This window comes from Bacillus sp. IBL03825 (assembly GCF_024712505.1).
In the GTDB taxonomy this organism is placed as follows: domain Bacteria; phylum Bacillota; class Bacilli; order Bacillales; family Bacillaceae_G; genus Bacillus_A; species Bacillus_A wiedmannii.
On record NZ_JAMXKE010000001.1, the window covers coordinates 4,135,363 to 4,149,928 of the forward strand.

General features: G+C 37.3%; 15 protein-coding genes. All 15 read right to left on the reverse strand.

The window, feature by feature from the left end:
• Positions 1–42: 42 nt before the first annotated feature.
• Positions 43–765, reverse strand: a complete 723-nt coding sequence (locus NHG49_RS21115) for an amino acid ABC transporter ATP-binding protein (RefSeq protein WP_064474842.1) — start codon at positions 763–765, stop codon at positions 43–45.
• Positions 758–1,417, reverse strand: a complete 660-nt coding sequence (locus NHG49_RS21120; RefSeq protein ID WP_001046922.1) for an amino acid ABC transporter permease — start codon at positions 1,415–1,417, stop codon at positions 758–760. The genes NHG49_RS21115 and NHG49_RS21120 overlap by 8 nt, the downstream gene beginning before the upstream one ends.
• Before the next feature lie 36 nt (positions 1,418–1,453).
• Positions 1,454–2,233, reverse strand: coding sequence for a transporter substrate-binding domain-containing protein (locus NHG49_RS21125; RefSeq protein WP_064474841.1), 780 nt, complete (start codon positions 2,231–2,233; stop codon positions 1,454–1,456).
• Positions 2,234–2,484: 251 nt separating this feature from the next.
• Positions 2,485–2,898: a BrxA/BrxB family bacilliredoxin gene (locus NHG49_RS21130; protein ID WP_001979317.1), complete on the reverse strand. Its 414-nt coding sequence runs from the start codon at positions 2,896–2,898 to the stop codon at positions 2,485–2,487.
• A 143-nt stretch (positions 2,899–3,041) separates the two neighbouring features.
• Positions 3,042–3,449: a YjdF family protein gene (locus NHG49_RS21135; protein WP_064474840.1), complete on the reverse strand. Its 408-nt coding sequence runs from the start codon at positions 3,447–3,449 to the stop codon at positions 3,042–3,044.
• 122 nt (positions 3,450–3,571) lie between these two features.
• Positions 3,572–4,036 carry an NUDIX hydrolase gene (locus NHG49_RS21140; protein WP_064474839.1) on the reverse strand — a complete coding sequence of 155 codons (465 nt, stop codon included), beginning with the start codon at positions 4,034–4,036 and terminating at the stop codon, positions 3,572–3,574.
• Between the two features lie 70 nt (positions 4,037–4,106).
• Positions 4,107–4,811, reverse strand: coding sequence for a DUF421 domain-containing protein (locus NHG49_RS21145; protein ID WP_064474838.1), 705 nt, complete (start codon positions 4,809–4,811; stop codon positions 4,107–4,109).
• 106 nt (positions 4,812–4,917) lie between these two features.
• Positions 4,918–6,096, reverse strand: a complete 1,179-nt coding sequence (locus NHG49_RS21150) for an FtsW/RodA/SpoVE family cell cycle protein (RefSeq protein ID WP_000831201.1) — start codon at positions 6,094–6,096, stop codon at positions 4,918–4,920.
• Positions 6,097–6,436: 340 nt separating this feature from the next.
• Positions 6,437–7,747 (reverse strand): dihydrolipoamide acetyltransferase family protein, encoded by a 1,311-nt coding sequence (locus tag NHG49_RS21155; protein ID WP_098102846.1) that lies wholly within the window; start codon positions 7,745–7,747, stop codon positions 6,437–6,439.
• Between the two features lie 15 nt (positions 7,748–7,762).
• The gene (gene bfmBAB, locus NHG49_RS21160; RefSeq protein ID WP_000290073.1) at positions 7,763–8,746 is read right to left on the reverse strand and encodes a 3-methyl-2-oxobutanoate dehydrogenase subunit beta; all 984 of its coding nucleotides are present in this window, start codon (positions 8,744–8,746) and stop codon (positions 7,763–7,765) included.
• A gap of 13 nt (positions 8,747–8,759) precedes the next feature.
• The gene (gene bfmBAA / locus NHG49_RS21165; protein WP_000852549.1) at positions 8,760–9,761 is read right to left on the reverse strand and encodes a 3-methyl-2-oxobutanoate dehydrogenase subunit alpha; all 1,002 of its coding nucleotides are present in this window, start codon (positions 9,759–9,761) and stop codon (positions 8,760–8,762) included.
• Positions 9,762–9,788: 27 nt separating this feature from the next.
• Positions 9,789–11,210 carry a dihydrolipoyl dehydrogenase gene (gene lpdA / locus NHG49_RS21170; RefSeq protein WP_088048132.1) on the reverse strand — a complete coding sequence of 474 codons (1,422 nt, stop codon included), beginning with the start codon at positions 11,208–11,210 and terminating at the stop codon, positions 9,789–9,791.
• 4 nt (positions 11,211–11,214) lie between these two features.
• Positions 11,215–12,318: a butyrate kinase gene (buk, locus tag NHG49_RS21175; RefSeq protein ID WP_000056195.1), complete on the reverse strand. Its 1,104-nt coding sequence runs from the start codon at positions 12,316–12,318 to the stop codon at positions 11,215–11,217.
• 87 nt (positions 12,319–12,405) lie between these two features.
• A complete protein-coding gene (locus NHG49_RS21180) occupies positions 12,406–13,506 on the reverse strand; it encodes a leucine dehydrogenase (RefSeq protein ID WP_000171359.1) in 1,101 nt (366 codons plus the stop codon).
• Between the two features lie 34 nt (positions 13,507–13,540).
• Positions 13,541–14,440: a phosphate butyryltransferase gene (gene yqiS / locus NHG49_RS21185; protein WP_088048131.1), complete on the reverse strand. Its 900-nt coding sequence runs from the start codon at positions 14,438–14,440 to the stop codon at positions 13,541–13,543.
• Positions 14,441–14,566 lie beyond the last annotated feature (126 nt).

Sequence of the window (14,566 nt, forward strand, 5' to 3'; positions counted from 1 at the left end):
ATGTCATCCTTTTCTACTTATTATTCACGCAACCTTTACATATTACAATATTTTTTGTAAAAATTGTTGCGCACGTTCACTTTTCGGTGCTACAAAAAATTCTGCTGGCGCACTATCTTCTACAAGCTTTCCACCATCTAAAAAGAGAACACGATCTGCTACTTCTTTTGCAAATCCCATTTCATGTGTAACAATCACCATTGTCATTCCTGTCGTAACTAATGATTTCATAACTTCTAACACTTCTTTTACCATCTCTGGATCTAGTGCCGATGTTGGTTCATCAAATAACATAACTTCTGGTTCCATCGCTAACGCTCTCGCAATTGCTACACGTTGCTTTTGTCCTCCCGAAAGACGATTGGGATACGTATTTTCTTTATCTAATAAACCGACCTTTTCTAAAAGTTTCTCGGCTTTCTTGTCAGCTTCTTGCTTCGTTACTCCTTTTACATTGATAGGAGCATACGTAATATTTTCTAATACAGTCATATGAGGAAATAGGTGAAAATGCTGAAATACCATTCCGACATTTTCACGAACGTGCATAATATTCGTTTTCGGATTCGTTACTTCTTCCGTTCCAATCCAAATGTGACCATTTGTCGGTGCTTCTAGCACATTCATACAACGTAAAAATGTTGATTTCCCTGATCCAGACGGTCCAATAATTGCTACTACTTCCCCTTTTTCAATCATTGTTGTAATCCCTTTTAATACTTCGTTTTTTCCAAATGATTTATGAAGGTTTTCAATTTTAATCACTTTTCTTCATTCTCCCTTCAATTGCCTTCCCGACTAATGTAAGAATAATGACTAACATATAATAAATGAGTCCAACAAAAAGTAATGGTTCAAGATATTTAAACGTCTCACCGCCTACAATGTAAGCACGGCGCATTAAATCGGTCGCTCCTATTACTGTTACTACAGCCGATTCTTTCGTAAGTGTCGCAAACTCGTTCACAAGCGCTGGTAATATATTTTTTAATGCTTGAGGGAAAATAATATTTCGCATCATTTTCCCGTAAGGAATCCCTAAAGCCATCGCTGCTTCTGTTTGTCCTTTATCAACCGCTTGAATGCCGGCACGAATTACCTCTGACATATATGCACCTGAATTTAAGCTAAATGCTAATACAGCTGCTACGAATGCTGGTATTTCATAACCAATTATTTGCGGGACACCGAAATAAATAATCATTAATTGCAATACAAGTGGTGTACCACGGAAAATTGATGTATAAAAATCTGCCGCTATATTTAATGCTCGTATTCTAGCAATTTTGCAAAGCGCTAATAACGTTCCTAAAATAAACCCAACTAACGCTGATACTGCTACAATTTTTAAAGTAACTTCTAGGCCTTTTAGTATATATGGTATCGAAGGCGTAATCGCCGAAAAATCTAAGTTCATTCTTTTCATTCCCCTCACAGAAAAGTGAAAGGCAGCTTATTTTTCGCTGCCAAACCATTTCTTCACTAATTTATCCATTTCTCCATTTTCTTGCATTTTTTTAATTACTTTATTAAATTCCGCTGTTTTATCACTGTTTTTCGGAAGGGCAATTGCTGCTCCTACTTCTTCTGGTGCTTCTTTAATTTCAATTCCTTGTAATTCTTTCATTTTTTCTAAATAATTTTTAGCAACTGTGTCTTCTATAATTGCAGCATCAAAACGACCAGCTTTAATTTCTTGTACGATTTCTGGTATACGGTCACGTCCCTCAATTTTGAAATCTACTTGTTTTTTAAATTCTGCTGCTTTCTCTTCTTGGATAGATCCTGTTTGTACCCCTACTTTTTTCCCTTTTAAATCCTCTACAGATTGAATATTAGAATCTTTTTTAGAAACGACCATGTTTTTCGCAACAAAATATATGTCTGTGAAATCAACATTATTTTTACGCTCTGCCGTTGGCGTCATACCTGCCATTACGAAATCAACTTTTCCTGAGCTAAGAGATGCTAATAAACCACCAAAATCCATATCTTTCACTTTCACTTCATAACCAAGTTCTTTTCCGATATATTTAGCAACATCAACATCAAAGCCGATAATTTCATCACTTTTTGAAGCTTCTACGTATTCATATGGTTTATAATCTGCTGAAGTCCCCATAACCAGTACTTTCTTATTTTTTCCAGTAGCCTTTTCTTCCCCATTACTACAAGCACTGAACATACTTACAATTAAAATAAGTGCAAACGATATTGATAATAACTTCTTCATCTTTCTTCCCCCTAATAATGTATATTTAAAAGTTTAATAGAATATTTATTCGATGTTTGTATTGTATCAGCACTTTAATTTTTATGCAATATATAAAATAAAAATAAATAAAATAACAATATTAATACCGTTTACAATGTATAAAATAATGCATAAAACAACATAACTATGCATATCCCATAAATTTTAATACTAAATAAAAAAGGCGGTACATCCACTTCATTGTGGACGTACCGCCTTTTCGCTTATATTTATAGTTCTTCACAATTCTCTTCGAAATAAGATTGTAGTTTTGCAATAACTTGCATTGGTTCATGACCTTCAATTTCATGACGTTCTACCATCGTTACAATTTTCCCATCTTTTAATAAAGCAAATGATGGTGAAGAAGGTGGATACCCTTCGAAATATTCACGAGCTCTTGCTGTTGCTTCTTTATCTTGACCTGCAAACACCGTTACAAGATGGTTAGGACGTTTATCATAATGTACGGAATGCGCAGCAGCAGGACGAGCAATACCACCTGCACAACCACATACAGAGTTTACCATTACAAGTGTTGTTCCATTTCTTTTAAACGCTTCTTCTACTGCTTCCGGCGTCGTCAATTCTGTATATCCAGCAGAGACAATCTCTTCACGTGCTTGGCGGACAACATCATTCATAAAAAAGTTAAAATTAATCAATCTTTTCCCTCCTCTAAAACTACCTATTTGTATCTTACCAGTTAATGTTTATGAAATACAAGTAAGTTTACTTGTATTTGGGTATAGAAAAGGTGTTAGAGCTCTTGCTCTAACACCTTTTCTTAATGGCCACGATGCTTTTGCTTTGCTTTTTGTACTTTGATTAAACGTCTTCTTTGTTTTTCAGCTTCTCGCTTCTCCTTAGATTGCACTTTCTTTTCTTGTTTATGCAATTCATAAGATAAGCTAATTGCCTCTTGCGCCTTAGTAAAACGGTTTATATTTACTTCTTTTGCTGCTTCTCGTATGATACGCTTTATATTTTTGGGACGCTGTTTTTCTTTCACTTCCACACCACATCTTGCAAAGTGCTGAAAATAGGCTAACATTGGACCAGTCACAAATATAAGTATTTCTTCGTCTGACGGCTCCGTTCCAAAAATATACCTCGCTCCATACAATTTCCCTGTTTCTTTATGCGTAATAATTCCTACGAAAAATTGACCATCGTGATATACTGTCAAATCCATTGACAGCCCCTCCTTTAAAAAAATTAGAAATACGGGACATCCCGGAGGGGAAGGTTACTGACACGTAATCATGCGTCTGGACTACCAACCAGAACTGTGTTTTTGTATTTCTTTCACTATTATTATATCTCTTTTTCCATAATCTTCATATATTCGCCAATCATTTTTTTATGCGACCCTACAATATAGTCAGGTAGTTCTGTTAGTGGGAAGAATGTAAGCTGAACGGCTTCTTCTTTATTCATAACAAGCTCCCCTTCGTATTCATCCGTATAATAAGCTGTTGTGACAGATTGAAACTCATCACCATTTGCTAGTTTTGTAAAATAGTTCGCTCCAGAAAATATATTAATTAATCGCAAGTTCTTCACTTCTATTCCTGTCTCTTCATATACTTCACGGCCGGCTGTTTCTTCTGGTGATTCACCAAGCTCCATTAACCCACCAGGCAGCCCCCACTTTCCGTAAGGCTCTGTTCTTTGTTGCAATAAAACATCTCCATTTTCATTTATAACGAGTACAACAGCACCAACTAAAATTAAAGGGCGATGACCAACTATTTTTCGTAATTCTTCTACATATCCCATCGTATCGCCTCCTTTTTCGTTGTCCACACTATTGTATCATATGTATGAAACGACAAAATGCGTATATTTTTCATTTTTTTAACAAAATATTTATTTTATGTGCTTCATCTACTGTAGCTAACATAATGGATTTGACTTCTGCACTCTTCTCTAGAAATTCTCTCGCCCACTCTTCTGTTTTTCCTAATAAAGCAAGAACATCTTTCTGAATCTTCCCATCCTTTACTAATACAAAAGAAACTGGAGATCTTTTTCCCGCCACTTTCAGATCAAGCCGCGAAACTGCTTCATACTCTGGATACTGAAATATAGAAACAACACCATTCGCTTCCCACAATGCTAATTTAATCGTTTGAATATCGCTCACATTTCGCATACGAAGTTCCGCAAATAAATATTCCACCGTAATTCTCGCTTTTTTCAAATTGCTAAAATCAATGGAACCATTGTGTATAAGAATAATAGGTGCTGGCTCTAAAAAGCGTCTCCATCTATCCCATTTCAACATTAAGACTGAGCTTATAATGTGAAGTACAACGAGTATGAACGTTGTAATCATTGAGCCGAGTAACCCCACTTTTTCATCAGATAATGCATTAGAAATATTCCCACCAAGCAATAATACTAATACAACATCTAAAAAACGAAGTTGCGCGATGGACCTTTGCCCCATCGCTTTCGCAACTAATGTTAAAAATATGTATGCTATAATAGCCCGAATAACCCATTCACTATTAGAAAGATGCCGTGCCCCTTCAAAAATATGCATATGCATCACTTTGCACTCCTTACCCATCTCAAACTGCTATTCTGTTTTAGTTTGCAACGTTTAAGAGCATATATGTAAAAAAGCTGGTTCGTTTTTACACGAACCAGCTTTTTTATTTAACAGAAAACATATACTTTTTATACGTTTTCCGTACCGATAATATAAGACCCATCATAATCATATTTGAGAATAAGGAACTTCCTCCATATGATAAGAAAGGTAATGCAATCCCTTTTACAGGCATTAATCCAACGATCATACCGATGTTTTGGAATATTTGAACCGTTAATATTCCAATTGATCCAGCACATAATAATGTACCGAATAAATTATCAGCAGAATAACCGATAATAATTGTTCTATATAGTAGTAATAGGAACAAGAATACAACTAACGCTGCTACGATAAATCCACCTTCTTCGGCAATTGTAGCAAAAATAAAGTCAGTATGCTTCTCAGGGATATAGACGTTCCCTTCGCCAAATCCTTTCCCTTCCATACCGCCACTACCTACAGCTAAAATCGATTGCTGTGTTTGATAACCTTGATCTGTATGTTCGAATGGATCTAACCAACCTAAAATACGTGATTGTTGGTGAGGTTTTAGTAACGTAACTAACTTATTAAAGAAGAAATCTTCATACCTTACGTAAATAAATATTAACGCAGATAATATGGTGACTGGAATAACTGTACATAACGCTATTAATTTCTTCTGAATACCTGACATAAATAAAATACATGCAATTGCAGCAGCATATAAGAACACCATCCCTGTATCCGGTTGGCTATATACAACAGCCATAGGCGGGAGGGATACTAGCACAATTTTACCTACTAATTGTAAATCCGTTTGGAATGTCCTTGCCATATACTGTGCATTATGTTTCACTGCTATACTTGCTACTACGAGAAGCAATGAAATTTTGAAAAACTCAGATGGTTGAATTTGTCCAACTAACGGAAATACAAACCATCTTTTTGCACCTAATTTTTCAGGTGTGAAAGTGGAAACCGGTAGTATTTTCAAAAGAATAAGTGAACCAAATCCGACGATATAAAGTGGCCAAGACAATTTTTGTAATTGATCTAAGTCGATGCTTGCAACAAGCAATAACAATACAACTCCAATTATGTAGTTCAAACCCTGTTTCATCGCAAAGTTTGCCTCTCCATATTGGCCAGTTTGCTGACTGCTATATATAGCAGCTATACTCGTAACACATAATGCTAACAAAATTAATATTAATTTTACATCTAAACTTTTTAGAAACTCGGTACTTCTTTTCATGACATCCTCCTGAAACATTGTTACAGCAAAATAAAAAACCAGGAGTCAACATTCTTCATGTTTTGACGACTGATTACACATTATCTATAAAACACTTATATAGAATAACTCTCTTTTTCATACAATACAATATATTATACTACAGTTTCGTCAGTAAGATTTGCCAAAAAAATTATTCTTTTCTTATTTTATATCCATATACCATATATCAGCAATGTATTTTCATAAATTCCTAATACATAATCGTTCATTGTAAGATTACTGGGAAAGATATTATACATATAGTAGGATGTAGCTGAAGAAATAAGATGATAAAAAGCTCGCATAAGCGAGCTTTTTATTAATATACAGATGTATTATTTTCTGACGTATTTTCTAAAATTTCTTTTACACGTCCTAAGAACTTACCACAAATTAAGCCATCTAGTACACGGTGATCAAGTGATAAACATAAGTTAACCATGTCGCGAGCACCAAACATACCATTATCCATAATTACTGGGCGTTTTACAATTGATTCAACTTGTAAAATAGCCGCTTGTGGGTAATTAATAATACCCATAGATTGAACAGAACCAAATGATCCTGTGTTATTAATTGTAAATGTTCCACCTTGCATTTCGTCCGCTTTTAACGATTTCGTACGTACTTTTCCTGCAAGCTCTGTAATTTCACGAGCGATACCTTTAATCGTCTTCTCATCCGCATGTTTAATTACTGGTACAAATAGTTCGTCCTCTGTTGCAACAGCGATAGAAAGGTTAATATCTTTCTTCTGAACGATCTTATCGCCAGCCCACATTGAATTGATTTGAGGATACTCTTTTAACGCTTGCGCTACTGCTTTTACGAAGAAAGCAAAGAACGTTAAATTAAAGCCTTCGCGCTTTTTGAAATCACCTTTAATTGAATTACGGTATGACACAAGGTTTGTCACATCTACTTCAATCATCATCCAAGCATGTGGCGCTTCGTGTTTACTACGTAACATGTTCGCTGCAATTGCTTTACGCACACCTGTTACTGGAATTTCGATATCGCCAGGCATTGTTGGTACAGAAACTGGTTTTGCAGCTTCTACTTTTTGTGCTTCTGGCGCTGCTTTTTGTGCTTCTGGACGCGCTTCTACTACTGCTGCTTCCTCTTTCTTCGCACCTGCTTGCGGAATATTTCCAGATTCCACTAGCTTTAAAATATCTTTACGAGTGATACGGCCATTTGCTCCCGTACCTTCTACTAAATCTAAATCAACATTATGCTCACCTGCAAGTTTTAAAACAGCTGGTGAAAAACGTGGTTTTCCATCAGTTGGTTGTTTTGCTTTCGGTGCTTTTTCAGGTGTAGCTATTTCTGCCTTTGGTTCTTCTTTTGTTTTTTCCTCAACAGCTGTCGCTGCTACTTCATCTGCGCCTTCTACTTGAATAACACAAACTACTTCACCTACAGCTAACGTCTCACCTTCACCAGCAATTAATTCTTTCACAATACCAGTGAAAGAAGATGGTACTTCAGCATTTACTTTATCAGTCATTACTTCTGCAAGCGGATCATACTTGTTTACGTGATCGCCAACATTAACGAGCCATTTACTAATTGTACCCTCTGTAACGCTCTCCCCGAGCTGAGGCATTGTGATATTTTCTACAGCCATGTATAGTCCCCCCGATTAAAATTCCGCAAGTTCACGCATTGCTTTTTCAACTTTATCTGGATTTACCATAAAGAATTTTTCCATTGTTGGTGCATATGGCATTGCTGGAACGTCTGGACCTGCAAGACGTGCGATTGGCGCATCTAAATCAAACAGACAGTTTTCAGCAATAATTGCTGCCACTTCACTTATAATACTTCCTTCTTTATTGTCTTCTGTTACAAGAAGAACTTTACCTGTTTTAGAAGCTGCTTCAATGATTGCTTCTTTATCTAATGGATATACAGTACGTAAATCAAGAACATGTGCCGAGATGCCATCTTGCGCTAACTTTTCAGCTGCTTGAAGAGCAAAGTGAACACATAATCCGTACGTGATAACAGTAATATCATCACCTTCGCGTTTTACATCTGCTTTTCCGATTGGTAATACGTAATCATCCTCTGGCACTTCACCTTTAATTAAGCGATATGCACGCTTATGCTCAAAGAATAATACTGGATCTTCATCACGAATTGCTGCTTTTAATAAACCTTTTGCATCATATGGTGTAGAAGGAATAACAATTTTTAAACCTGGTTGGTTCGCAAACATCGCTTCCACAGATTGTGAATGATACAATGCACCGTGAACACCGCCGCCAAATGGCGCACGAATTGTAACTGGACAAGTCCAATCGTTATTAGAACGATAACGAATTTTTGCTGCCTCAGAAACAATTTGGTTTACTGCTGGCATGATGAAATCAGCAAACTGCATTTCAGCGATTGGACGCATACCATACATTGCCGCACCAATTGCTACCCCAGCAATTGCAGATTCTGCAAGCGGTGCATCAAGCGCACGATCTTCACCAAATTGATCATATAATCCGTGTGTCGCTTTAAATACGCCACCTTTTTTACCAACATCTTCACCTAAAACAAATACTTTCTCATCGCGTTCCATTTCTTCGCGCATTGCTAATGTAATAGCATCAATATAAGACATTACAGCCATGAAACGTTCCCCCCTATTCTGCGTATACGTGCTTCAATGCATCTTCAGGTGCTGCATACGGAGCATTTTCTGCATATTCTGTTGCTTCATTTACGATATGCATAATTTCGTCTAACATTTGTTTTTCAAATTCCTCAGTTAACACGCCAGCTTCTTTTAAATAAGCTGCAAATGTTATGATTGAATCTTTTTTCTTTGCTTCTTCTACTTCTTCTTTATCACGATAAACACGATCATCGTCGTCACTAGAATGTGCTGTTAAACGATATGATACTGTTTCAATTAAAGTTGGGCCTTCACCACGACGGCCGCGGTCTGCTGCCTCTTTTACAGCTTTATATACTGCAAGCGGATCGTTTCCGTCTATTGTATATCCAGGCATACCGTAACCAATTGCACGATCTGATACGTTTTTACATGCTAATTGTTTTTCAACTGGAATAGAGATTGCGTATTTATTATTTTCACACATGAAAATAACAGGTAGTTTGTGTACACCAGCAAAGTTTGCCCCTTCATGGAAGTCACCTTGGTTTGAAGAACCTTCTCCAAATGTAACAAACGTTACTAAATCTTTCTTTTCCATTTTTCCAGCTAATGCAATACCAACTGCATGTGGTACTTGCGTTGTTACTGGAGATGATCCTGTCACAATACGATTTTTCTTTTGACCGAAGTGACCAGGCATTTGACGACCACCAGAGTTTGGATCTCCAGCTTTCGCGAAAGCAGACAACATAAGCTCTTTAGCTGTCATGCCGAACGCTAGTACAACACCCATATCACGGTAGTATGGTAATGCATAATCTTTTTCTCTATCAAGAGCGAATGCTGCTCCAACTTGTGCAGCCTCTTGTCCTTGACAAGAAATTACGAATGGAATTTTACCCGCACGGTTTAATAACCACATACGTTCGTCGATTTTACGTGCAAGTAACATCGTACGGAACATTTCTAATACTTGCTCATCACTTAAGCCAAGCTCTTCATGGCGCTTTTCTTTTACTTCTGCCATTTTTCATAACCTCCTAAATCCACATTTTTATGCGTGCAACGCTTTTCCATCTACAGCTAATGCTGCTTCACCAATCGCCTCAGATAATGATGGATGCGGATGAATTGTATGTGCTACTTCCCACGGTGTTGCATCAAGTACTCTTGCAAGACCAGCTTCAGAAATCATATCTGTTACATGTGGTCCAATCATATGAACACCAAGAATGTCATTTGTTTCTTCATCAACTACAAGTTTTACGAAACCATCTGATTCGCCGTATACAAGTGCTTTTCCGATTGCACGGAATGAGAACTTACCTACTTTTAACTTATAGCCTTTTTCTTTCGCTTCTTGCTCTGTTAAACCGACAGAAGCAACTTCCGGACTGCTATATACGCATTTTGATACCATAGAGTAATCAATTGGTGTAACTTCTTTACCAGCAATATGTTCTACTGCAACTATTCCTTCATGAGAAGCAACGTGAGCAAGTTGTAAGCCACCGATTACATCTCCAATTGCGTAAATATGAGATTCTTTCGTTTGATAAAACTCATTTGTTTGAATGTATCCTTTTTCCACAACGATATCCGTATTCTCTAAACCAATATTTTGCGTATTGGCTTGTCTTCCTACAGATACAAGCATTTTTTCTGCTTTAAATTCTTTATTCTCACCGTTATGTTCAGCTTGAATTGTTACTCCATTATCTTTTACCAATGTTTCTGGTAATACTTTTGCACCAGTTACCACTTTAATACCTTTTTTCTTGAATAGACGTTGCATTTCTTTTGAAACGTCCTGATCTTCTAGTGGTAATATCGTTTTCGCATACTCTAATACTGTAACTTCTACACCGAAGTCAGCAAGCATAGATGCCCACTCAATACCGATTACACCGCCACCAACGATAATAATTGAGCTAGGAAGCGTTTCCATTCTTAGGGCATGATCGGAAGACATTACATACTCTCCGTCTAATTCTAAACCTGGTAATGAATTTGGACGAGAACCTGTTGCAACAAGTACATTTTTTGGAATTAACATTTCATTCTCTTCTCCACTTGCAAGTTCAACTGAAATTGTCCCTGGCATTGGAGAGAAAATAGATGGGCCAAGAATACGGCCGATACCTTCAAACACATCAATTTTACCTTGTTTCATTAAGTGTTGAACACCTTTATGAAGTTGTGTTACAATCTTCTCTTTACGCTCTTGCACTTTCGCAAAGTTTAGTTCTACATTACTTGCAATAACTCCGAACTCTTCGCTTTTTTTAGCAGTTGCGTATACTTCCGCACTACGTAAAAGAGCTTTACTAGGAATACATCCTTTGTGCAAACAAGTACCACCAAGATTTTCTTTTTCAACAAGTGCAGTTTTTAAACCTAGTTGTGATGCTCGAATAGCAGCAACATATCCACCAGTACCGCCGCCAACGATGACTAAATCATATTCTCTTGCCATTATCTCAACCCCTAGCTACTGTTTGTTTTTCTCGTACAACATACTCTTTCGGTGCTTCTTCTTCACGTAATACACGAAGTGCTCCTTCTGCTAATGCTTGTAATTCATCTTCCCCTGGATGTACGATAACATCTGCAATCCAGTCAACACGTTCTTTTATTTCATCAACAAGAATTTTACTGTACGCAAGTCCACCAGTTAAAACGATTGCATCGATTTTCCCGTGAAGTACAGCGCTAGCTCCGCCAATCTCTTTTGCAACTTGATATGCCATTGCTTTATAAATAAGAGTTGCTTCCGGATCACCTTTTTCAACCATTTGTTCTACTTTGATCGCATCATTTGTACCGATTAGGCTTACAAGTCCACCTTGTCCAACAAGTTTTTTAACCATTTCGTCACGGTAATACTCACCAGAGAAACACATCTCAACTAATTGCCCTACCGGTACTGTACCCGCACGCTCTGGACTAAATGGTCCTTCTCCGTTTAAGCCGTTATTCACATCAATAACTTTTCCTTTTTTATGAGCACCAACTGTAATACCGCCACCCATATGTGTAACTAATAAATTTAAATCCTCGTATTTGTGATTTAATTCTTCAGCCACTTTACGAGCAACCGCTTTTTGGTTTAATGCATGGAAAATACTTTTACGTTCCATACCAGCAATACCGCTTATACGAGCAATCGGCTCCATTTCATCTACAACGACAGGATCTACTATGAATGCCGGAATATTTAATCCAGAAGCGATTTCATATGCTAAAATGCCTCCAAGGTTTGAAGCATGATGACCGCTAAACCCATTTTTTAAATCTTCTAACATCGAATCGTTTACTGTGTATGTTCCGCCTTCGATTGGACGAAGTAATCCCCCACGCCCACAAACTGCGTTTAATTTTGAAATGTTAATACCGTGAGAATGTAGAACTTCTAAAATCGTTTCTTTGCGAAACTCATATTGATCGATAATTCTCTTATATTTTCCAATTTGTTCTTCGTCATGACGAATAGTTTCTTCTAAAACAGGTCTTTCATTATCAAAAACACCAATTTTTGTGGATGTACTACCCGGATTAATAACAAGAATTCGATTTAAAGACACTGTTGCTACCTCCACTAATAAATTCAAAAGGAGGTGGAAACCTCATAAGAGGTAACCACACCTTTTGTAAAAGTAATATATGAATGATTAGCGACGGCTAATAATGTCGTGACCGTTGCGTAAGTATGTGCTACGAGAGTTTTTCAAGCTTGCAATGCGCTCTTCAGCTAGACGATCTGCTGCTACATAAGTTGCTATGCCATCACGTTTTGAAATTTCGATTACTTTTGCAATTGTGTCATAAATAGACTCAACACGTTTTAGTGCACGTTCTCTATTGTATCCATATAATTCGTCTGCTACGTTAATTACACCACCAGCATTAATAACATAGTCTGGTGCGTATACAATACCCATTTCATGAATCATGTCGCCGTGACGATTTTCTTTTAATTGGTTATTTGCAGAACCTGCGATTACTTTTGCTTTAAGTTGTGGAATAGTTTCGTCATTAACTGTTGCGCCTAATGCACATGGTGCGTAAATATCACATTCAACACCGTAAATTTCATTTGGCTCAACTGCCGATGCACCGAATTCTTCTACCGCGCGTTGTACAGCTTCTTTATTAATATCTGTAACGATTAATTTTGCTCCTTCAGCGTGTAAATGTTTGCATAGGTGATATGCTACGTTACCAACACCTTGAACAGCAATTACTTTTCCTTCTAAATTATCAGTACCGAAAGCCTCTTTCGCAGCTGCTTTCATACCACGATAAACACCGTATGCAGTTACTGGAGATGGGTTACCAGAAGAACCGAATGATGGTGAAATACCTGTTACAAAATCAGTTTCTTCGTGAATAATATCCATATCATCTACTGTTGTACCAACATCTTCAGCTGTAATGTAACGTCCGTTTAGTCCTTGAATGTATCGTCCTAATGCACGGAACATCGCTTCACTCTTATCTTTACGTGGATCACCGATAATTACTGTTTTCGCACCACCTAAGTTTAAGCCAGCTGCTGCATTTTTGTATGTCATCCCTTTTGCAAGACGCAATGCATCTTCAATCGCCGCTTCTTCAGAATCATATGTCCACATTCTTGTTCCACCAAGAGCTGGTCCAAGTGTTGTATCATGAATTGCAATGATTGCTTTTAAACCAGATTCTTTATCTTGACAAAATACTACTTGCTCATAATCATATTTTTCTAAGTATTCGAAGATTTCTAATGTCATTGTCGTTTCCCCCTAGTGATTTACCCTGTTTGGTTTATTTTGAAGCAGTCGTAACTGCCAATGCTAATGAATATACTTTTGTTTCTGCTGAATCAGCACGAGATGTTAAAACAATCGGTGCTTTTGCGCCAGCAATCATAGCTCCTACTTTTGCATCCGCAAAGTATACGAGTGATTTGTATAGCACATTTCCAGCTTCAATCGTTGGGACGAGTAAAATGTCTGCCTTACCTGCTACATCACTTACTATGCCTTTATGTTCTGCTGCAATTTGTGATACTGCATTATCTAAAGCAAGTGGTCCATCAACGACACAATTTTTAATTTGTCCGCGGCGATTCATTTGAGTTAACATCGCGGCATCAATTGTCGCTTGCATCGCAGGATTAACAACCTCTACCGCTGCAATTGGTGCTACCTTCGGCAAATCTATTCCTATTGCCTGGGCAACTTCTACAGTATTCTGTATAATAGCAGCTTTTTGTGTTACATCAGGTGCAATGTTCATCGCTGCATCTGTAACAAAGATAAGACGATCGTAATTTGGAACTTCAAATGCTGCAACGTGTGAAAGTACGCTACCTTTACGAAGTCCCCACTCTTTATTTAATACAGCTTTCAAAATATTTGCTGTTGGGATGTTTCCCTTCATAAGAACATCTGCTTCGCCATTTCTTACAGCTTTAACAGAAAGTTCAGCAGCCTCAGCACTTGACGCTGCTGCAATCACTTCAATGTGTTCTGAAGTTTGTAAACCATGTTCTTGTAGCATCCCCATTATTTTTTCTTGATTTCCATATAGACGAAATTGAGCTAGCTGTAATTTAATTGCTTTCGCTACAGCTTCAATTACTTCATGATCTTCAGCTACTGCTACAGCCACAGTTTTTTTAGGCTGTCCTGCTGCTTGATCAATTAAGTGTTCTAACTTCATATTTTGTAATCAACCCTTTCCGTCGTCCCTCGTCTATTTATAAAGCAAATACCGTGCCAACTTTCAAAAGTGGTCTTACCAATAATGAAAACGCATTCAAAATGCAGTAAAATCAATACTTTGGAA